18 protein-coding genes and 1 pseudogene are annotated in these 20815 nt (G+C 41.4%); 11 read left to right on the plus strand and 8 right to left on the minus strand.

Going from position 1 to position 20815, the window contains the following annotated elements; all coding sequences use genetic code 11:
• The 6 genes from BLQ57_RS03615 to BLQ57_RS03640 all read left to right on the plus strand — a co-directional run.
• On the plus strand, positions 1-346 hold a 346-nt coding region (locus tag BLQ57_RS03615; RefSeq protein WP_139162656.1), incomplete at its 5' end, for an IS1595 family transposase.
• 99 nt (positions 347-445) lie between these two features.
• Positions 446-1261, plus strand: a complete 816-nt coding sequence (pyrF, locus tag BLQ57_RS03620) for an orotidine-5'-phosphate decarboxylase (protein ID WP_087938104.1) — start codon at positions 446-448, stop codon at positions 1259-1261.
• A 301-nt stretch (positions 1262-1562) separates the two neighbouring features.
• Positions 1563-2858 carry a DUF2851 family protein gene (locus BLQ57_RS03625; RefSeq protein ID WP_087938103.1) on the plus strand — a complete coding sequence of 432 codons (1296 nt, stop codon included), beginning with the start codon at positions 1563-1565 and terminating at the stop codon, positions 2856-2858.
• 55 nt (positions 2859-2913) lie between these two features.
• On the plus strand, positions 2914-3549 hold the full coding sequence (locus BLQ57_RS03630) for an acetyltransferase (protein ID WP_087938102.1): 636 nt from the start codon (positions 2914-2916) through the stop codon (positions 3547-3549).
• Positions 3550-3707: 158 nt separating this feature from the next.
• Entirely contained in the window at positions 3708-4712 is a 1005-nt protein-coding gene (gene trhO / locus BLQ57_RS03635; protein ID WP_087938101.1) for an oxygen-dependent tRNA uridine(34) hydroxylase TrhO, read from the plus strand.
• Entirely contained in the window at positions 4684-5553 is an 870-nt protein-coding gene (locus BLQ57_RS03640) for a nucleoside phosphorylase (protein WP_087938100.1), read from the plus strand. Before trhO ends, BLQ57_RS03640 begins: the two co-directional genes overlap by 29 nt.
• Before the next feature lie 6 nt (positions 5554-5559).
• Here BLQ57_RS03640 and BLQ57_RS03645 read toward each other — a convergent pair whose 3' ends face one another.
• From BLQ57_RS03645 to BLQ57_RS03655, 3 genes are all read right to left on the minus strand, one after another.
• Positions 5560-5835: a hypothetical protein gene (locus BLQ57_RS03645; protein WP_087938099.1), complete on the minus strand. Its 276-nt coding sequence runs from the start codon at positions 5833-5835 to the stop codon at positions 5560-5562.
• A gap of 111 nt (positions 5836-5946) precedes the next feature.
• Positions 5947-6582 carry a response regulator gene (locus BLQ57_RS03650; protein ID WP_087938098.1) on the minus strand — a complete coding sequence of 212 codons (636 nt, stop codon included), beginning with the start codon at positions 6580-6582 and terminating at the stop codon, positions 5947-5949.
• The gene (locus BLQ57_RS03655) at positions 6575-8569 is read right to left on the minus strand and encodes a tetratricopeptide repeat-containing sensor histidine kinase (protein ID WP_087938097.1); all 1995 of its coding nucleotides are present in this window, start codon (positions 8567-8569) and stop codon (positions 6575-6577) included. The genes BLQ57_RS03650 and BLQ57_RS03655 overlap by 8 nt, the downstream gene beginning before the upstream one ends.
• Positions 8570-8828: 259 nt before the next feature.
• Between BLQ57_RS03655 and BLQ57_RS03660 the strand changes: the two genes are divergently transcribed.
• Together BLQ57_RS03660 and BLQ57_RS03665 are read left to right on the plus strand one after the other, a co-directional pair.
• On the plus strand, positions 8829-11261 hold the full coding sequence (locus tag BLQ57_RS03660) for a TonB-dependent receptor (protein WP_087938096.1): 2433 nt from the start codon (positions 8829-8831) through the stop codon (positions 11259-11261).
• Positions 11262-11438: 177 nt separating this feature from the next.
• Positions 11439-12155: pseudogene (locus BLQ57_RS03665) on the plus strand (DNA alkylation repair protein).
• A gap of 241 nt (positions 12156-12396) precedes the next feature.
• Here the strand turns inward: BLQ57_RS03665 and BLQ57_RS03670 are convergent.
• Positions 12397-14322 (minus strand): ABC-F family ATP-binding cassette domain-containing protein, encoded by a 1926-nt coding sequence (locus BLQ57_RS03670; protein WP_087938095.1) that lies wholly within the window; start codon positions 14320-14322, stop codon positions 12397-12399.
• Between the two features lie 172 nt (positions 14323-14494).
• Positions 14495-15637: a DUF4221 family protein gene (locus tag BLQ57_RS03675; RefSeq protein WP_087938094.1), complete on the minus strand. Its 1143-nt coding sequence runs from the start codon at positions 15635-15637 to the stop codon at positions 14495-14497.
• Between the two features lie 182 nt (positions 15638-15819).
• On the opposite strand from BLQ57_RS03675, the gene BLQ57_RS03680 reads away from it, so the two are divergent.
• The gene (locus tag BLQ57_RS03680; RefSeq protein WP_175444642.1) at positions 15820-15972 is read left to right on the plus strand and encodes a peptide deformylase; all 153 of its coding nucleotides are present in this window, start codon (positions 15820-15822) and stop codon (positions 15970-15972) included.
• Positions 15973-16044: 72 nt separating this feature from the next.
• Here BLQ57_RS03680 and BLQ57_RS03685 read toward each other — a convergent pair whose 3' ends face one another.
• Positions 16045-17235, minus strand: a complete 1191-nt coding sequence (locus BLQ57_RS03685; RefSeq protein ID WP_087938093.1) for a BF3164 family lipoprotein — start codon at positions 17233-17235, stop codon at positions 16045-16047.
• A gap of 40 nt (positions 17236-17275) precedes the next feature.
• Positions 17276-17470 carry a hypothetical protein gene (locus BLQ57_RS03690; protein ID WP_087938092.1) on the minus strand — a complete coding sequence of 65 codons (195 nt, stop codon included), beginning with the start codon at positions 17468-17470 and terminating at the stop codon, positions 17276-17278.
• 244 nt (positions 17471-17714) lie between these two features.
• Here BLQ57_RS03690 and BLQ57_RS03695 point away from each other — a divergent pair, with 244 nt between their 5' ends.
• Complete coding sequence (locus tag BLQ57_RS03695) at positions 17715-18200, plus strand: peptide deformylase (RefSeq protein ID WP_087938091.1); 486 nt, start codon at positions 17715-17717, stop codon at positions 18198-18200.
• A gap of 179 nt (positions 18201-18379) precedes the next feature.
• The gene (gene xerD / locus BLQ57_RS03700; protein ID WP_087938090.1) at positions 18380-19297 is read left to right on the plus strand and encodes a site-specific tyrosine recombinase XerD; all 918 of its coding nucleotides are present in this window, start codon (positions 18380-18382) and stop codon (positions 19295-19297) included.
• A gap of 193 nt (positions 19298-19490) precedes the next feature.
• Here the strand turns inward: xerD and BLQ57_RS03705 are convergent, their stop codons facing one another.
• Positions 19491-20633 (minus strand): acyl-CoA dehydrogenase family protein, encoded by a 1143-nt coding sequence (locus BLQ57_RS03705; protein WP_087938089.1) that lies wholly within the window; start codon positions 20631-20633, stop codon positions 19491-19493.
• Positions 20634-20815: the final 182 nt, after the last annotated feature.

The raw sequence follows: 20815 nt of genomic DNA on the forward strand, positions 1-20815 counted from the left end.
CTTGGAGGCGAAAACCGCACAGCATTTAATCAAGGATTACATTGATTCAAACGCTGTGCTTCAAACAGATAAAAGTACCACCTTCTCAGACCTGAGTGATTGTATTGATGTTCATGTCAGAGAAATCTCTGGTACACAAGAAGGCAATTTTAACCTCAAATGGGTTCATATTGCCATCAGTAACTTAAAGAAACACCTGCAGACATACCATATGATCAGCGAACGAATGATGCAGAACTATCTGGATGAGTTTTGTTACAAGCTAAACAGAAGATACTTCGGTCAAAAACTCTTTGACAGACTCATTATTGCTTCAATTTACCCATACTGGCATGATTGCGGATAATCATATTTTTAAAAATCAATACCCATTTCTGGGTATTTTTTGAGGGTTTTCGTACTGGCTTGGATTCTGTACCTTTGTCCCATTCCTTAAAACTCTGCCATGAACCAATCCGAGCTTTTCTCCCAAATTCAACAAAAATCCTCCTTTCTCTGTGTGGGTCTTGATCCTGATTTGGAAAAAATCCCACGGCATTTGCTTTCCGAGAAGGATCCGATTTTTAGCTTTTGCAAAGCCATTATCGAAGAAACAGCAGATTTTGCGGTGGCTTACAAACCTAATATTGCCTTTTTTGAGGCTTTGGGGGCGAAAGGCTGGGAAACACTGGCCAAAGTATCAGAGCTCATTCCCAAGGATATTTTTACCATTGCAGATGCTAAGCGGGGAGATATCGGAAATACGTCCAAACTCTACGCAAAGGCTTTTTTTGAATCCATGGATTTTGACTCGGTAACGGTGGCGCCGTACATGGGTAAAGATTCGGTTTCTCCTTTCTTGGAATTTGAAAACAAATGGGTAATTCTGCTGGCTCTGACTTCCAATCCCGGTTCTATGGATTTTCAGTTGATCGAGGACAAAGCCGGAAAGCCTCTTTATCAATCTGTTTTGGAAAAAAGTCAAGAATGGGGCAGTCCCCAAAACCTGATGTACGTGGTGGGGGCAACACGTGGTGAATTGATCGGAGAGGTTCGTAAAATCGCCCCAGATCATTTCTTCTTAGTACCTGGAGTAGGAGCGCAAGGGGGCAGCTTGTCAGAAGTAGCCAAATTTGGGATGAATTCCTCCTGCGGACTATTGGTCAATTCTAGTCGAGGAATCATCTATGCTTCCTCGGAAAGGGACTTTGCCCAAGTGGCTAGAAAGGAAGCCGAAAAACTCCAACTGGAAATGAGGGAGTTGTTGGAAAAGTATTTGTGAATGCAGCACTCTACCCTCTAAAGGCTAAAAGTTCCTTGGAGGGTTTTTATTTTTTCGCCTACTTGAGGGGCATCACTCACGTTTTTCAAGGAGCGGATTGGATGATTCTTTTTAGACGTTAGGACTGGAGGATTTCTGTTCAATTTTGAATTTTTTGAATAGGTTGTGAGTGCAGACCTTCCTTCGGAAAAGGCAGGCACTCACAACGGCATAAGCACTTTCTTTAAGGAATATTTGCGTCCTTAGTTTGAAATATTTATATTCATAAGCTTTTAGTATTTAAGGAGTAAAAGTATAGCTGATGAATTTTAAGGAAGACTTTTTACAACTCGTTTGGAAGTATCAATATTTTGACCGAAAAAACCTCCAAACTTCCGATGGGCAGGATATTCAAATTTTGAAAGTAGGCTTCCATAATCAAACCGAAGGTCCGGATTTCAAGGATGCTACCATTGTCCTGGATGGAGTGACATTTCATGGGCATGTGGAGGTACATCGCTTAGCTTCTGAGTGGAAGCATCATGCGCATCATTCAGACCCTGCTTACAATTCAGTGATCCTGCATGTAGTTTGGAAAAATGACCGCGAGGTGGAGCGGAATGACGATACGTCAATGCCTACTTTAGAACTCGACGGGAAAATATTTTTAGAAATCTGGCGCAATTATGAGCGAATGCTTGACTATAATCAGGATTTGCCTTGTGCACATGGTCTGGAGAAGGTTCCGGAGATCATCCGTTTTTCCACTTTAGAAAAGGCTCTTGTAGAGCGGCTTCAGGAAAAATCTCAGCTTATCTTAGAGGTACTAGAACAAACCAAAGGCGATTGGGAAGAGAGCGCCTACCGATGGTTGTTCACTTGTTTTGGGTTCAAGGTGAATGCCCAAGCCATGGGACAGTTGGCAGGATTAGTTCCCTATAAGATTTTACAAAAACATAGAAATCAATTACCGGTATTGGAAGCAATGCTTTTCGGAAGAGCGGGTTTATTACCAGGACATTCAGAGGAGCCGTATGTACAGCACCTGATTCGGGAGTATGATTTTTATCAGAAAAAATTTGGTTGGAAAAATGAGCTGACCCGTCAGCATTGGAACTTTATGGGTGTGCGCCCCAGTAATTTTCCCACCCTGAGAATTGCGCAGCTTGCCGCGATTTTAGCTCAGGCCCCCAATCTTCTTCAGTCCGTGATGGAAGACAGCCGAGATTTTTCGGGATTCAAAAAACTACTTCAAGTCAAGCCCTCGGACTATTGGCGCTATAATTATTCCTTTGGTCAAAACTCTTCAAAAATGGCCTCCAAGGGTGTTTCGAGTACGGTTTTGCAACTATTGATTATCAATTTTGTGATTCCCCTGTGGTTTGCTTATGGAAGATATTTTCAAAATCCTGATTGGCAGGAGCGATGTTTTGATCTACTCCAGGAAGTGAGCGCGGAGAATAATTTTATCATCCGGAAATATTCGGAGTACGGCTGGAAAGCTCAGAATGCCTTTGACAGTCAGGGGATGATAGGGCTCTTTAAAAACTATTGTCAGCCTAAAAAATGCCTGCAATGCAAAATCGCACAAAGTCTAATCAAAGCCGAAAGCAAATGATTTTTGGCTAAGCCCGTGAATTCCCGTAATTTTGCGCACTGAATTCAGATTCATTATGGACAAACCAGTTATTATATTGGGCGCAAAGGGAATAGCCCATCCCGCTTTGGAGATTTTCAACAGTAATCAAGTCATCGTTTATGGCTTTTTGGATGAGGATGAAAGTCTGCATGGAACCGAGATCAATACAGTTTCGGTCTTGGGGCATCCCGAGGATGACGGCTTTCTCAAACTAATCGGAAAAAAGACAGAGGCATTCGTTGCCGTTGATGATAATAAATACAGACGCTTTTTGGTAGAATTGCTCAATGAGCGTAGAAAGGTGCAGCCGATCAATGCTATTCATGAATCGGCCTATATTTCTACTGATGCTCACTTAGGACACGGAAATTTTATCAATGCTCAAGTCACTATCGGAGCGGCAGCAGAGATCGGACATCATTGCATCTTGAATACCGGAGCGATTATCGACCATAAAGCAAAGTTGGGAGATTTTGTGCAAATCGGTGCGGGGACTATCATCAATTCTGAGGTGACGGTAGAGGAAGGAGCCTTTATCGGTTCGGGAGTGACAATCGTATCTGGCTTGACCATCGGGAAAAATGCCCGAATCGGAGCAGGTTCTGTGGTGATTTCCTCCGTAGGAGATAATGAAACCGTATTCGGAAACCCTGCTTCGAAAGTGAAGTAAGAAAAGATTGAAACCGTTTTCTTTCTCAAGTAAATTTTATACACCAAGAAATATCGAATGCTGAATGTCGAATACCGAATAATGAAGTGATTCATCGGACATCCAGCATCGGACATCAAACAGAAAACCAAACACCCTGCCGAAACAGGGCTTCAGTTATGGAACAAAACAAAGACTACCAAATCCTCCTCTACTATTGCTACGCAAAAATTGATAATCCTGAAGAATACAGAGAGCAGCATCACCTTTTCTGTGTGGAGAATAATATCCGGGGAAGAATTATCATTTCGGACGAAGGCTTAAATGGAACAGTTTCCGGTCTCAAGGAAGACTGCGAAAAGTACATGGCTTACATTCATGCCGATCCTCGATTTGCAAAGACTGAATTTAAAATTGATGCGCATGAAGCCCATGCCTTTACCAAAATTCACGTACGCTACAAGCCAGAGATTGTGCACTCTTCCCTGAGGCATCTCGATCCCAATGTCCGTACAGGAAAACATCTTGAGCCGGAGGAATTTAAAAAGCTAAAAGACCAAGAGGACGTGGTCATTCTCGACGTTCGGTCAAACTATGAGCACGAACTCGGTCGTTTTAAGAATGCTTTGACCCTGGATATTGACAATTTCAGAGACTTTCCAGAAAAGGTCAAAGAACTCGAGCATCTGAAAAACAAAAAAGTACTCACCTACTGTACTGGTGGGATCAAATGTGAAAAAGCTTCTGCTTTCTTGCTTGAGCAAGGTTTTCAGGATGTGTATCAGCTTCACGGAGGAATCATCAAGTACGGAATGGAAGCCGGAGGGGAAGATTTTGAGGGGAAATGCTACGTATTTGATAATCGAATCGCGGTCGAGGTCAATAAGGTAAATCCAACCATCGTGTCTCGCTGTCATATCTGCGACACTCCGTCAGATCGCATGGTCAATTGTGCCAATCCAACCTGCAATATCCACGTGCCCATTTGTGAGAAATGCGGCTGGGAAATGGAAGGAGCCTGCTCCGTGGAATGCAAAGACGACCCGGAGAAAAGACCCTATGACGGTACGGGCTACTACCAAAAAAAGACCAATGGGTATAACCCTTACAAGGGTTTGCAGCGTAAACCAAACAAAGAACAGATCCAAAAACTCCATGGAGAATCCAATCATTCCTGCATCTGAATTAATTATTAATTCTGACGGAAGTATTTACCATTTACACTTGAAGCCAGAGCACCTGGCTTCACTTGTTTTTACAGTGGGAGATCCCGACCGAGTCCCTATGGTCTCGGGTTATTTTGATGAGGTAGAAATCAAGATGCAAAAGCGGGAATTTGTCACCCATACCGGCTGGCTTCGAGGTCAGCGAGTCACGGTGATGAGTACCGGGATGGGTACGGATAATATTGAGATCCTGATGACAGAATTGGATGCTTTGGTCAACGTGGACTTGGAAAGCAGACAGATCAAAAAGGACAAGCAGCGCCTGAAGATTATTCGGTTGGGGACCTCTGGAAGCATGCAAGAAGATCTTCCTGTAGGTTCTTTGTTGGCTTCTATCTCAGGAATTGGCTTGGATACCTTAATGGAATTTTATCCTGCTCTTGGTGGAGATTCCAAATTAGCAGAAGCCGTAAAAGGTGAGTTGGGACTATCTTTTATGCCTTATCAAGCCGCCGCTTCTGCCCAATTATTGCATCAATTAGATAATCGATTTTTGAAAGGAAATACCATGACTTGCCCAGGCTTTTATGCGCCTCAAGGAAGGGAAGTAAGGCTAAAGCCAAAATTTGACAGAATGATTGAAAGATTGGCGGGGATAGCGCTTGGGGGGAATCGTCTTACCAATTTTGAAATGGAGACGGCAGGGTATTATGCTTTGGGAGAACTCCTCGGGCATGATATGTTGAGTTTAAATGCGATTGTCGCCAATCGACCGCTGAAAAAGTTTGATGAAAAAGCTGAAAAAACCGTGGATAATCTTATCCGCGCAGCTTTAGATTGTTTCGTTGCTAAAAATTGATCACCCTTACGCTAAATATCGGTTGTCTTTGAATACGTTTTCCATTCGAAAATCTTCCCATTCGTGGTAGTCAATGTGTTTGAGAATATTGGTCAGAAACTCTGCACATTCTTGTTTGCAAAGGTAAATACCAAAAAGGCCTTCGTTTTTGTTGACCAAAAAGGCTCTGCTACTGTCAAAGAGTTTCACAAGATCTTGCCAACAACCGAGAACAAGTAGTTCATCTCTGTTTTTGAGTGTTTGGATAATTTTAAAATCCCCTAAAGCACTTGAAATTTTCATGGTAGAAAAAATTTTAAATGATTGATGCTATAAAAGTATCCCAAGATTGAGCTTGAGGCAATACGTACAAATACGTATTTTTCATCTTTGTGAATTCAAAAATGCTTTTGATTAGATGATGTCTTTGTTTTTTTGCGCCCACACAAGTAGTGCATTGTGTTTTTTCTCCAAGTTGAGTTTTGAAATGATATTGGAGCGATGCTTTTCTACTGTTCGTTCTGAGATAAAGAGTTTTTTAGCAATATCTTTCGTAGGCAAACCCTCTGCTATCCATTTTAAAATCTTTTTTTCGGAAGGAGTGAGTGAGTTGTCCTCGGGCTTTTGGGCTGATACTTTTTGGACATGATCAAAGATTTCTTCACTAAAAAATTGTTCGTCATTGAGTACTTTTGATATCGCCTTGGAAAGATCTTTTAATGCAAATTCTTTCAGGATGTATCCCGATAGATTGAGCTCTTTGGCCTGTTGGTAGAGGTATAGCTCCTTGTGTAGTGTAAGTAAAATTATTTTGGTAGGAATATTTTCTTTTAGGCAGGCTTTGGCCACCTCAATCCCCGTGTATTCCGGCATTTCCAAGTCCAGTATTGCTAGATCAGGCACATAAGTACGGATGGCATTGAGGGCTGCCCCGCCCGTTGGGCATTCGCAGAGTATAGTTAAATCCATGTCACGCAAAAAGTCACCCAATCCTTTCAATAAAATGGGATGATCATCGGCAATAATCACACTAGTGTTTTTCTTAGACATAAATGATAAAATCCAGTTTGGCACCTTTTTCCTTCTCACTACTTACCTTCATACTACCTTGGATTGCTGCTGTACGTTCTTTGAGTGTTTTTAAACCTAGGCTTTGAAAATCCTGATATTTTTCTGAAAAATCAAAGCCCTTCCCATTGTCCTCAATACTCAGTATGACCTGGTTTGTTTCTTTTTTCAACAGTACTCTAAGTGCATCTGCTTCCGAATGTTTCAGGACATTATTAATGGCTTCTTGGGTAATTCGATAAAGCTGAAGTTCTTTCTCTTTGGGCAGTGCTGAGGTGATGTCCTCGATATCAGAGCTGACGAATATCTCTGTCTCTTGATCGATCTGATCGAGCATTTGCTCCAAAGCTTTCGAAAGTCCCAGTTTTTCGAGCTGCATGGGATGAAGCGAGCGGGCAATAGAGCGGAGTTCGCTTATCGCGGTATCCAGCATCTCGCCTGCATTTTCAGACTGATTGAGTGCTACTTTGTTTTTGATCAGGAGGAGACTTTGTCCCAAGCCATCGTGAAGGTCTTTGGAGATGCGTTTTCGCTCTTCCTCCTGCATCTTCAATAATTGCTGAGAAAATTCCTGCTCCAATCGCTTTTGTTTCCTCAGGTTGCGTAAGCGGTAATTGAAAAAAATCACGGTTGCCACTAAAGTCACTAGTAAAATTATTCCCAGCAAGATTTGTGTTCTCAGTCTTGAAGCGGCTTTGGTTTCCTCTAGCTCCACGGATTTTCGGAGAATTTCTCTTTCCTTTTTCTCAGTCTCATAGCGTGTCTGATAGTAGGCAAAAGAAGTAGCTTGATTCACTTCAAAAATAGAATCTCGATAGGACATGAGGTTTTGATTGGCTTTAAGGGCGGAGGAGTAGTCCCCTAGTTTTTCAGCACTTTCTGAGAGCAATTGATAAGCATTGATTTGATGTTCTAGATTCTCTTTTTCTTGTGAGTTTTGAAGTAGTTGTTCGGCCACCTGCCGAGCTTCCCTAGGATTTGCCTGATCCAAAAGAAGACGGGCTTTGGTCATTAGGTAAGCTCCATTTTCTTCATTGATTTGGGGGACGGTCTTTCTGACTTTTTCCCCTTTTTCAAAGTAGGATTGCTGGAGTGCAGGGTCATTTTGATTCCCATAGTACCTGGACAATGAAAAATAGAGCATAGCATTTAAGTAGTCATCAGCAGGTTCGCTATCGATCAACTCCTCGATTTCTTGCAAAATCAGTAACTGATCAGTGCCTTTATTTTGTTTACGGAAGGTTTCCGCCATGTTATACATTTGTATGCGCTGGTCAAAAATTTTGTCATTTTCCTTCGCATATTCGATCAATTCCCTCCTGATCTTTTGAGATTCATCATAGATCCCAAAACGGCTAAAAAGAATTGCCATTCCCCCCTTGACATAGTTGACATAGTCGATATCCTGCAATGATTCATAGATATCTCGAGCCTGCTGATAGTCTTCCATGGCATTGAGCATACCGCCTCGGTAATCCTCCGCCTGACCCCTAAAAAAATAAGAGTCTGCGATGTAGATGGAGTCTTCCTCTCCAAAATATTTGAGTGCATGGGTATAGGAATGAATGGCTGAGTCAAATTGCTGCAGATTGAACCATGCACCTCCGGTTTTCAAATGAAGAGTTGCTCTGATGAAAGAGTCTTTGATTTCTGATTCGTAGGCCAATACTTCTTGAAGTGTCTCAAGTTTATGTTGATCCACATCTTCTACTTCCACTGGATGATGAAAGTAACGACTAGCCAGGTCGGCCCACTTATCGTAGGCTTTTTCCTTAGGGTATCGTTTCAATAAGACACGATAAACCTGTTCCATTTGTGCATTGCTAATCGTTTCATCTTTTAGCCATTCCTCTAATCGAACGGTAGGAGCAGCGCTAAGGCTGTCCGGATTACTTTCCTGTACAAAACCAGAGAAGACGAAAAGAAAGAAAACGAAAAGGAAATGTATTGAAAAAGAGGGGTAAGCCATACTCGAAAGATACAAAGCAACCCTAAGAATTTTTTTACTTTTTCTTTTAAAATGAAAAGAAATGTTTCCAATGGTATCCGATCCTTTAATTCATTTACCGACTATCAAGGAAATGAAGGTTTTCAAAACATGTATAGACATTATTTGGTATATATTATTGATTAAGAGCCTATTGTGTTTAGCGGTAATTTTAGGAATAAGGCATTAATCAAAATTTTATTATACAATTCACTCTATAAGCATAGAAAAGTTTTACACCATGCTCCATTACAGAATTATTCTTAGTTTTATTTTAGTTTTCCATTTACCGAATTTGATTGCTCAGCAGGTAACAGTTAAAGGTAAAGTAATCGATGATACTGAAAACAGAGCTTTGGAGTTTGCGAATATTGCACTTCTGAGTCTTCAGGATTCTTCGGTAGTTACAGGTGGGATGAGTGAGCTGGATGGCTCCTTTGAATTTGATGCTAAAGCAGGAAATTATATCTTAAGAGTAGGCTTTATCGGTTACCTTAATTTTTTCGAGCCGATTCAATTGGGCGATCGAAATAACGTCAACCTAGGCACGATCAAATTAGCCTCAAGCACTGAAAATCTCGAAGAAGTGGTGGTTGAGGGGGTGACTTCCATGTTTGAGACAGATATAGACAAGCGAGTTTATAATGTCGAAAACAGTATAGTCTCGCAGGGACAAACCGCGGCCCAGTTACTCTCTACGCTACCTTCTATTCAAGTCGATGATGAAGGTGGAATTACTATGAGGGGCTCTGGAAATATTCTAATATATATCAACGGAAGACCATCCAATCTTTCAGGAGATGATACCGAAAGTATTTTGGCGCAATTTCCTGCAAATAGTATTCAAGAAGTCGAACTGATCACGAATCCTTCTTCACGCTATGATGCTACTGGTGTAGGAGGCATAATTAACATTGTCTTAAAGAAAAATGAAAAGCTTGGCTTCAATGGTCAGGTAAATGCATCTGTGGGCACCAGGGATAAGTATCAAGCCGGCTTTAATCTAAACTATGGTGGAGAAAAGACTAATTATTATGTGTCCTATAACTGGCAAAATCGGTACAGGTGGGAGCGTGGGTTTAGAAATCGGACGACTACTTTAGCAGACTTTTCGCCTAGACTGGACCAAGATCAAGATGGGTACGAAAAAGAAGTTACTCATTTGCTAAGGGCAGGTGTGGATTATACTTTATCTGAAAAGTCAGTGCTAGGACTCTATTTTCAAGGAAATTTTGATGATGAGGTTGAATTTGCTGAAATCGCCCAAAGAAACCTCAGTGAAACGGGAAGGCTCGACTCCACCTTCAATAGAATAAATGAGGAATTTAGTAACAGCAGTAATTATGAGGCAGGAATTAACTATGCCATAGACATCGATACTGCAGGCCAAAAATTATTTACTTCTTTGTCTTACTCTTACGACAACCGCACGCAAACGGAATTTTATGATCAGTTTTTTGTGAATAGCGAAGGTGTGGAGGATCCTACGAAAAGGTTGGCGCAAATTAATGATCGCCCTAGGGAATCTAGACTTTTGGTTTTTCAGCTGGATTACGAAAAGCCATTCGAATCCGGAGCCAAAATCGAGTCAGGACTCAAAGGCACCTTTACCAATTGGCTGTGGACTCAGGCTTTTTCACAAGGTGATCAAGGTAATGAGTTTATTCCAACGGTGGTTGATAGTCTTAGTAATGGCTATGATTTCACTGAAAATGTCTATGCGGGCTATTTTTCTTTCAGAGACAAAAAAGGAAACTTCGGCTATCAACTTGGCGCAAGAGCCGAATACACCGAGACCTTAGGAGAGGTGACCCAAGGAGATCAGCGAATTCCAAATAACTATTTTAATATCTTTCCTTCCGCTTTTTTGAGTTATACTTTAGGAACTGAAAATGAATTGACGGCCAATTATACCCGTAGAATTTCCAGGCCAAGAATCTGGGATTTGTCGCCGATTTATAGAATTAGAGATCAATATAATTTTAGTATAGGAAACCCTTTTTTGCAGCCAGAATTTACCGATAGTTATGAAGTTGGCTACACGAAAGGTTGGGAGCGCTACCTGCTCAATGCCACGGTCTATCATCGCTACAGCACCAATATCGAAACCCGAATCACACGTCTGACGGATGAAAACGTAGCCATTCAAAGTCGAGAAAATGCCGATACGCGATCCTCTACAGGCTTTGAATTGGTCAATCAGTTTCAGGTTTCCAATAATTTCGATGCTACCCTAACAGGAAATCTATTCTATTCCAGAGTGGATGGAGGAAATATCGAAGAGGGATTTACCAATGAAAACTTCAGCTGGACCTTGAATTTCTTAGGTAATTTGCTTGTGCCGGGTTGGTTTAGCATACAGACTCAAGGAAATTACCGTGGCCCAATCGTATTACCTCAGGGTCAGATCGAACCTCAATGGAGTTTGAATATCGGACTTAGTCGGGAAGTATTGGATGGCAAGGGGACAATTAGTCTTAATGTGAGTGACATTTTTAATACCCGAAATTTTAGAGTGACGACTGAAGACCCGCGATTTACCCAATTCCGACAGTTCCAAAGGGAAACCCGAATAGGTACGCTTGCTTTTACTTATCGTTTTGGAGGATTTAAAGATAAGCGGGAAGAACGGGGATCAAGTAGAGAAGGCGGAGATTTTGGAGATGACTTCTAGAAAAGTTTGAAGCTGGAAGATCTAGAGCTATCCTAACATGATCTATCATGCTAGAATTTTAAAAGTATGGATCATTTTAGGAAAAAAACACAAGTACCCTTAGATAGACAAAAGACGATCTTTTAAAGAGGTTGTTTTTTGTTTCGGTAATGGAGAAAAAATCAGCTAATTGCAAATATGAGTGAGCTGACGGAGCAAATTATTTTAACCTTGAAAGAAAAAGCCATTCCTGAAAAAGCGGCTTTTTTCCCGAAGTTTTTTAAAGCGTTTCCCGGAGGGTATGGGGAAGCAGATCAGTTTTTGGGAGTGAAAGTACCCGAACAGCGAAAGATCGCGAAGCAATTTTAAAGGGAGATCAGCTTAGATGAATTATCAGAATTGGTGAAAAATCCCTTTCACGAAGTGAGGTTGACAGGGTTTTTGGCTTTGGTGTATCGCTATGAAAAATGTAAAACAGAAGATCGAAAAAAAGAGCTGGTTGATTTTTATATAGCTCATTTGGACTATGTGAATAATTGGGACCTAGTGGATACGAGCTGTCATTCCATTTTAGGGGAGTATTATTGGAAAAGGGAGAAGGACTTATTTTACGAGCTAGCAGATTCAGGCCATCTCTGGAAACAGCGGATTGCGATAATCAGTAGTTATCATTGGATAAAAAAGGGAGATTTTACCGATGCCTTGGATTTAGCCGAAAAACTCAAAAACCATACTCATGACCTGATGCACAAGGCAGTCGGCTGGATGCTGCGGGAAATTGGTAACCGGGATTTCGATACAGAATTGGAATTTCTAGAAAAGCATTATCAAACTTTACCAAGAACAGCTCTTCGCTATGCCATTGAGAAGTTCCCGGAAGAATTGAGGCAGGATTTTTTGAAGGGGAGGATATGAAATACAATAGAAATACATTTCATCTGTTTATAATTTGTTTTTTAGAGGTCAGATGGAATCTCGCACAACCTACAATCATCCCAGTGAGTGTCACTTGCGTCGTGCTCGATTTCATGAAATCTGACTCCCTTCGGGAGTCGAAATAGCCTCTCTTGCCTACTGAAAGCAAGTTTGTTCCCAAAGTATTTCACCGGCCAGAGGGAGGTTTATTTTTATTGTAGTTCTACCATATTTCAAGGCTTTAGCCTTCTATCCCATCCAATTCACTCAGCTCCAACCAAACCATCTCCAATTCTTCCAATGCTGAATCGATTTCGGCAATCCGATTGGAAAGTTTTAAAAGCTCCTCATGATCTTCGATGCCGGCTGCGATTTGAGCAGTGATTTTTTCCTTCTCGCCTTCTAGCTTTGCGATCTGATCATTGGTCTTTTCAAACTCCTGCTTCTGTTTATAGCTTGCTTTCACCTTGGGCTTGGATTCTGTCTCCTCGGTTCGTGGTTCTTGTTTCTCAATCTTAGGTTCTTCGGTCTTCGCCTGCCCGCCGTGATGGGGTCTTCGGTCCTCCAACTGATTCTCCTTTTCCCACTCTCGGTAGTCTGTATAGTTCCCAGGAAAGTCTTTAATCATTCCTTCTCCCTCAAAGACAAACAAATGCTCTACCAAGCGATCCATGAAATAGCGATCATGTGAAACGATGATGAGGCAGCCTGGAAAATTATCCAAAAACTCCTCTAGAATGTTCAGAGTCATCAAGTCCAAATCATTGGTGGGCTCATCGAGAATCAGGAAGTTTGGATTTTTGATCAGTACCATCAACAGCTGTAACCTTCTTCGCTCTCCACCACTCATCTTGCCGATGGGGGTAAACTGCTGCTTGGGCGGAAAACCAAATTGATTCAAAAACTGACTGACTGTGATCGTTTGTCCCTTATTGAGGGTCACTACTTCAGCGACTTCCTTGACTACATCGATGAGTCGTTTTTCCTCATCAAATCGATCCTCTTCCTGTCGGTAATAGCCAAATAAGGTGGTTTGACCTTTCGTGACTTTTCCCGAATCCGGCTCCAATAAGCCAGTGATCATTTTTAGAAAGGTCGTCTTTCCGGCACCGTTGGGTCCGATGATTCCGATTCGGTCTTTTTTCTTGAAGATGTAAGAAAAATCTTCGATCAGCTTCTTGTCATCGTAAGATTTGCTGATTTTTTCGATTTCGAGAATCTTGTTTCCGAGGCGCTGAGTGGAGACGGACAATTCGATGTCCCGTTCCTCACGCTTGGTGAAGGCCTTTTCCTTGGTTTCTTCGAAAGCATCTACCCGATACTTTGCCTTGGTTCCCCGAGCCTTAGGTTGGCGGCGAATCCAATCCAGTTCTTTTTTATACAAGCTTTTGGCCTTTTCTATTTCGATGTCCTCGATCTGCATGCGCTCCGCTTTCTTGTCCAGAAAATAGCCGTAATTCCCTTGGTAACGGTGGATTTTTCCCTGATCGAGTTCAAGGATTTCATTGGTGACTTTCTCTAAAAAATACCGGTCGTGGGTCACCATAAACAAAGCCAAATTGGCTTTGGCCAGGTATTCTTCCAGCCATTCGATGGTTTCCAAATCGAGGTGGTTGGTGGGTTCGTCGAGTAGGAGTAGATCAGGTTTTTCCAAAATCCCTTTGGCCAAAGCCACGCGCTTCCGCTGCCCTCCTGATAGATTTCCTACAGAAAGATCGGTATCGTGGAGTCCCAGTTTCCCCAAGACTTCCTTGACTTGATATTCAAAATCCCAAGCCTGCAGTGCATCCATCTTTTCGAAGAGGTTAGACATTTGGTCTGAGTTATCAATGCCTCGCTCGGAGTCCAGCATGGCCTTGTGATAGTCCTCGATGACGCGGAGCACTTCCGAATTGCTTTGATCAAATATGGTCTGATAGATGCTGAGATTAGAGTCGAAAACCGGGTTTTGATGCACATAAGCGATCTTTACGGCATTATTCAAGGCCACTTCTCCTGTGTCAGGGATTTCCAATCCCATGATGATTTTCATGAGTGTAGATTTGCCTGCGCCATTGATACCGACGAGTGCGATTTTTTGGCCCTGAGAGATGCCAAAGGAGATATTAGAAAAAAGTTTGCGTTCGCCGAAGGCTTTACTTAGGTTTTCAACTGAAAGGTAATTCATGCTGCAAAAGTACGGGAAAATCCTGTGGAAATACGGTTGAAATATGATAGAAATAGGTCCTGACAAGTCAGGATGAAATACGGTGGAAATACACCCTCCTTCGGAGGTTGAAATACAGTGGAAATAGGGGGGTGGATCAAATTCAAGGTATAATGAGCCAAATTCTATGATTTCATTTTATTAACTCGATCAACTCAAACCGAAAAGCATCCTCCTCAGCTTCTGGATTTTCGGGATTGTTGGTAGAGAGATAAAGGCCTTTTTCGGTGATAAAATGATTGTTGGGAAAATAAATTCCGCCTTCGAAATAGCTTTCAGTAATCAGCTTCAAATCTTGGTTGAATACCTGAATCACAAAAGGCCCTGGATTTTCTCGTAAAGCGAGTAGATCTTCTTCTTTTTCAATGGTCAAGGTGGGATAGGCAAAGCGATAATACACTTTCTGATATTCATCGTAGACTAGGGTCTCATATCGGGAGGACGCGGTTAGGTATTTTTGGGTTTCAAAACGCTCACCATCCACTGGGAAATAGGGGAGAGACTCATCTAAATATTGGCTTTTGCCATCGAATGTTTCTAAGTCCCCAAAGCGAATTTGTTTGTAAAGTCTATGGTCGCCAAAGAGAGAATAAACGGTGTATTCAGGATGGAAAACCAGACTGGGTTCGAAAAATTTCAATCCTGAATTTAAATAGCCTTCAGGGTAGGTTAGTTCTGTGGATTGATATGCCCCATCCTCAAGATTAATTCGATAAGCAAGCAAGGATTTATGGAGACGCTCTTCCGTCATTTGTCTGTAATTCCCCTCTGCATGTGTTTTTACCAGCATTTTTCCATTTTGCAAGGTAGGAGTGCTTCCAAAATAGGCATTGTGTACAAAGGCATTCGTATGGCCCTCTGGTTTGGTGTATTGGATTCGATTTTTGATAATTCCCGTCGTATCGGTCAGGGTGATGACGGGTACTAGTTGAGTAAATAGAAAGATGCTGTCAAGGCTGTGGATATGAATTCCAAAAATGCTCCCTACTCCCTGCGGACCCTCATATTGATAAAAAATTTCTTTGCTGAGTTTTTCTGAGTTTAGATCATAAAACTGCAGGGAATTGGTATTCCAGTTGACATTGACCAGGTAGTTTTCATAGCGAACTAAGCCGGTACTGATATTGGCGGTCAGGCTGTCAATGGGGATACGGAGGACTTCTCCACTCACTTGAAGCTTACTGCTTTCGTTAAGCTTTGTGGATTCCGTGCATGCAAATGTGATGAATAGTACTACTATCAGTGAAAAAAGGCAAGAATTTCTAAAATAACGCATACTCAAAACTAAAGAATTGTCAGCAAAAAAAAGACTTAATTGGAAGATTTGATGTTTTCTATTAATTCCAATGAAACAAAAATAATCAGATCATCCATGAGATTTTTTTTTCATTTAGGCTAAATCATTCAAAATGGCAGCTCGCTAAGCTATCTTCGAAGTACCTTAACCGATTTACTTTTATGAAAACCATCCACGATATCCTCAAGCTAGGCGATCCGAGATTGTATCAATCTTGCGAGCCAGTACTTCAATCTGAACTTCCCCAAGTTTCCGAATGGACACAGCAGCTCCATGAAGCCATGAAAGATATACGTCGGGTTTATGGATTTTGAAGGGGAATCGCTCCAATATATTCCACTCATCTATTATCTTACAGAGGTTATTTGGAGGGGATTTTTTTGAGGTTAAGGATTTTTCATTAATTCTTGAATAGTATCTTTCACTTTGAAGGATATTAAAAGCGTTCGATCTTCGATTAAGAGGTCCTTATTTTTTTGAAAAAAATCGTGAATGTTTCCTGCTTCAATAGAAACCTTTTTTCCAGTGAATCCGGCTACATATTGGTTATAGAAATCAATTGATTTCAAAAAATAATAGATACGGCTACCATCTGTGGTCCAAGGGAAATTCAGAGCGATGGGAATGATGTCATTTTCCGGTTCTGAAATTAAAACGGTTGATTTTTGATCTTGAGATAGGTGGAGGTAATACCGTTTTTGAAACCCCCTAAAAAATGAAATGAGTGTACCATTTGAGGTGGGTAGGACAGATGTAAAATTAGGGACTAGATTTCTTTCCGTAAGTAGTTTATTTCGTTGGACAATAGACACCACATGTTGTGCAGGGGTCAATTGAGCCTCTCCAAAGTCAAAAGAAATACTTTTTTCAATTCGCCCCATTTTCAAATCTAGATAATTCATTTGGTAGGTATAGGGGCGATAGAAAAGAAACCTTTCCCCTCCCAGTGGTACGAAGCTGTTAGCTAGAAGAAACTTTCCTGAGCCTTCAAGTTCGGTTTCGATGGGTTGAAGTCTGGCGCTAATTTCCCCGTCTTCTTCGATGAGGAAGTTCCTGCCGTCAAATTCAGGATCGTTTGCCATGTAATAGACAAACTTGTCGGCTGAAAAAGCAAACCTTGAATTGTTTATCAGATGTTTTCTTTCTGAAGTAAAATTCCCCTCATGATCAAATACTATGATTTTTCGTAGAAATGTGTCTTGGATAATGACTTGGTCTTCAGTTACGAAAAAATCATTGATCTGAATAAATTCTTGAGGTCCCTCACCAGAAGAAAGAATGGCATTTAAGAACTCTCCGTTTTTAGAATAAACGTGAATGTTATTGTAGTCTAAATCTCTGACAAATATTTTATTGTTTTTGAATTGAAATTGATAAGGTGTGACCAGTAGTGTCTCCGGTGGATCTTTAAGCAGAATGAAATCGGGGTCCTCTAGGAATGAGGATAGCGTGAGGCCTGTGAGGGCGTTATTTAAATCGACTTGGATAGTTTCTGATTGACCTTGAACCTTTTCTGATTGACAAGAGCAAAACACTAAGCCGAAAACGAGCATGGAGAAGACAGCTAGTCTATTCATAGAGAGTATCGACGGCTTTTGAGTCCGTCGGGTTTTTAATTTAACATGGAATTTGTCCAGCTACATCGCAGGAGGTTAATGAATTTGGAATACATCGGTGTGTTTCGATTCCTGAATTTGCGCAAGTCTTAGGCTCAGCTTTATAACCGGGAGTTTCAAATCCACTTTGAGCACTCAGTAAGAGCGGTGCGAAGGCTAGAGCAATAATTCCTGCGCTTAGAATAAACTTTTTCATAGAAAATAAATTAGGGTTCTCAAAATCTCTAGTTAAGCTAGAAATAACTAGTCGATTGACTACCTTTTGCTAACATATTATTATTATTATGCAAATTTTCCTCAGCATTTTTATAAAACATCTCTCCTGTTCAGTGAACCCAAAATAGTCTGATCATCTTTGTGTTTTACTTTTAGTTAGGCCGAATACTTTAAAAAAGTAGCTTTCAGAACTATATTCGAAGCATCTTAACTGATTTACCTTTATGAAAACCATCCATGATATCCTCAAGCTCGGTGATCCGAGATTGTATCAATCTTGCGAGCCAGTACTTCAATCTGAACTTCCCCAAGTTTCCGAATGGACACAGCAGCTCCATGAAGCCATGGAAGATATCCGGCGGGTTTATGGATTTGGAAGGGGAATCGCTGCTCCTCAGTTGGGAATCATGAAGCGGCTATTTTATCTCAATCTCGACCGGCCCTATGTGATAATCAATCCGGAATTGAAAAATCTAAGTAGTGAAAAATTTGAACTCTGGGATGACTGCATGTCCTTTCCCCATCTTTTTGTCAAAGTAGAAAGGCATCAAAGTCTAACCTTAGCCTTTTTAGATGAAAACTGGCAAAAGCAAAGTTGGAAAGTGGAGGGAGCAATTTCAGAGTTGATTCAGCATGAGTACGATCATCTCAATGGGGTACTGTGCACGATGCGGGCGATTGATGAAAAGAGTTTTAAGTGGAGGGTTTAAATTGGAAATACACTTTTTGAAATACAGTAGAAATACACCTCGCTTCGCTCGGTGAAATATTTCGATCAGTCGCTTGACTGATATTTCGCTCCGATTTATCGGAGCCTATTTCCATCCTATTTCAATGTGTTTTAATTATTCATGGCTCCATTTTTGACCCATATTAGAAAAATCCATTTATGTCCAAAACCTGGGAATCGTATAACAAACAATTTCGGCATTACCTGAAAATCGAGCGTTCTCTGAGCGAAAATTCGATCGAGGCCTATTGTCGGGATGTGCAGCGATTGTCCGAATTTATGGAAATGAATTTTCAGAGTTTGAGTCCCTTGGAAGTAAGCTCAAAAGAGCTTCAGGCTTTTGTAAGGACGATTGGCGAATTGGAACTCTCCGAATATACCCAAGCCCGGATGATCTCCGGGATCAAGGCTTTTTATCGCTTTTTGATGTATGAGGAGTTGATTTCCAAAGATCCCGCCCAATTACTAGAAGCGCCTCACTTAGGTCGTAAGCTACCGGACACCTTGAGTTTCCACGAAATCAATCAAATCTTAGAGGGAATTTCACTCGGCGAGGCTCAAGGTCATCGTAACCGAGCCATGCTGGAATTGCTATACAGCAGTGGTTTGCGGGTTTCGGAACTGATTAATTTGAAAAAAAGCCAGATTTTTGAAGATATCGGCTTCCTACGAATCGTGGGAAAAGGAAATAAAGAACGCTTGGTTCCCTTTGGAAAGGATGCATTGAAATACCTGAAAATCTATCAAGAAGAAGTACGAAATCATCAAGATATTGCTCGAGGTCATGAGGAATACGTTTTTCTCAATCGACGAGGCAAAAAACTGAGTCGGGTGATGATTTTTATGATTATCAAAGAGGCGGTGGAGCGGGTAGGCATTCAAAAAAATGTGAGTCCCCATACTTTTCGGCATTCCTTTGCAACGCACTTGATAGAAGGTGGGGCTGACCTTCGTGCCGTACAGGAAATGCTTGGCCATGAAAGCATCACGACCACCGAAATCTATACCCATTTAGACCGAGATTACCTCAGGCAAGTATTGACGGATTTTCATCCGAGAAATCAGAAAAACGCATAATCGGTGATTGTATTCACCAAAAATCAGTTTTTTTGGTGATCATATTCACCAATTGTACATAAAGCAATAAATCAGGATAGTTAGGGACTGATTGAAATAAAAAAATCCCCGAGGAAATCCCCAGGGAAGTTTAGAATCCAGATGAAAATTTAAGTTCATCGGACATCCGACATCCGACACCGGACTTAGAGCATTATTTCTTCAACACTTCTCTTGAAATCACCAATTTCTGGATCTCTGAAGTACCTTCACCAATAGTGCACAATTTGACATCTCGGTAGTATTTCTCCACCGGATAGTCTTTGGTAAAGCCATACCCACCAAAAATCTGAACCGCCTCATTTGCCACAGAAACAGCAATTTCGGAAGCATATAACTTGGCCTGAGCACCGGCTAAAGTCACTTTTTCACCTCGGTTTTTTAGATCTGCCGCCTTGAAAGTCAACAGATTTGCTGCTTCTACCTGGGTGGCCATATCGGCTAGCTTGAATGAAATCCCCTGAAACTTACTGATCGGCTGATTGAATTGTTGACGCTCCTTAGAGTATTGGATAGAAGCTTCCAAGGCTCCCTCGGCAATGCCCAAGGAAAGCGCTGCAATAGAAATTCTACCTCCATCTAAAATTTTCATGGATTGAATAAAACCTTCACCTACTTCACCTAGAATCTGACTTTCATGGACCTTACAATCTTCAAAAATCATCTCGGCCGTCTCAGAGGCACGCATGCCGAGTTTGTCCTCTTTTCGTCCACCTTTGAATCCTGGAGTTCCTTTTTCGACCACAAATGCCGTCATGCCATGTGAATCGCCCACCTCACCTGTACGAGCAATGACTACTGCTACATCACCGGAATAGCCATGGGTGATGAAGTTTTTGGCGCCATTGATAATGTAATATTCTCCTTCTTTTTTGGCAACGGTCCGCATATTTCCGGCATCCGAACCTGTATTGGGCTCGGTCAAGCCCCAAGCCCCAAGCCATTCACAAGTAGCGAGTTTGGGAAGGTATTTTTTCTTTTGCTCCTCATTGCCGAACATCATGATGTGACCGGTACATAGGGAGTTGTGGGCAGCCATGGAAAGACCTATAGAAGGATCCAATTTGGAAAGCTCTACGATCGCTGTGACGTATTCAAAATAGCCAAAGCCGGAACCTCCGAATTCGGTAGGCACCAAGACACCCATCAGTCCAAGTTCTCCGAGTTTTTTGAAAAGTTCGATCGGAAAATGTTGATTATCATCCCAATCTTTGCGGAAAGGGGTGATTTCCTTTGCTCCGAAATCCCGGATCATCTCAGCGATCATTCGCTGATTTTCGTTCATGGTAAAATTCATGGTATTCTTTGGGTTTATATACTGTAAATCAAACCCTAAGTTTCACATTTAGTTTGGTTTCCGCAAATCCATCAAAACCGTATAATATTAGGTTAATTGATAAGAAGAAATATTTTCTAATGTGAGGTAGGCTAAAATTCTCTTATTTTTTGGTTTTATTAAGCATCCTGTATGGGTTTTAT

It is taken from the genome of Algoriphagus faecimaris (assembly GCF_900101705.1).
Lineage (GTDB): Bacteria > Bacteroidota > Bacteroidia > Cytophagales > Cyclobacteriaceae > Algoriphagus > Algoriphagus faecimaris.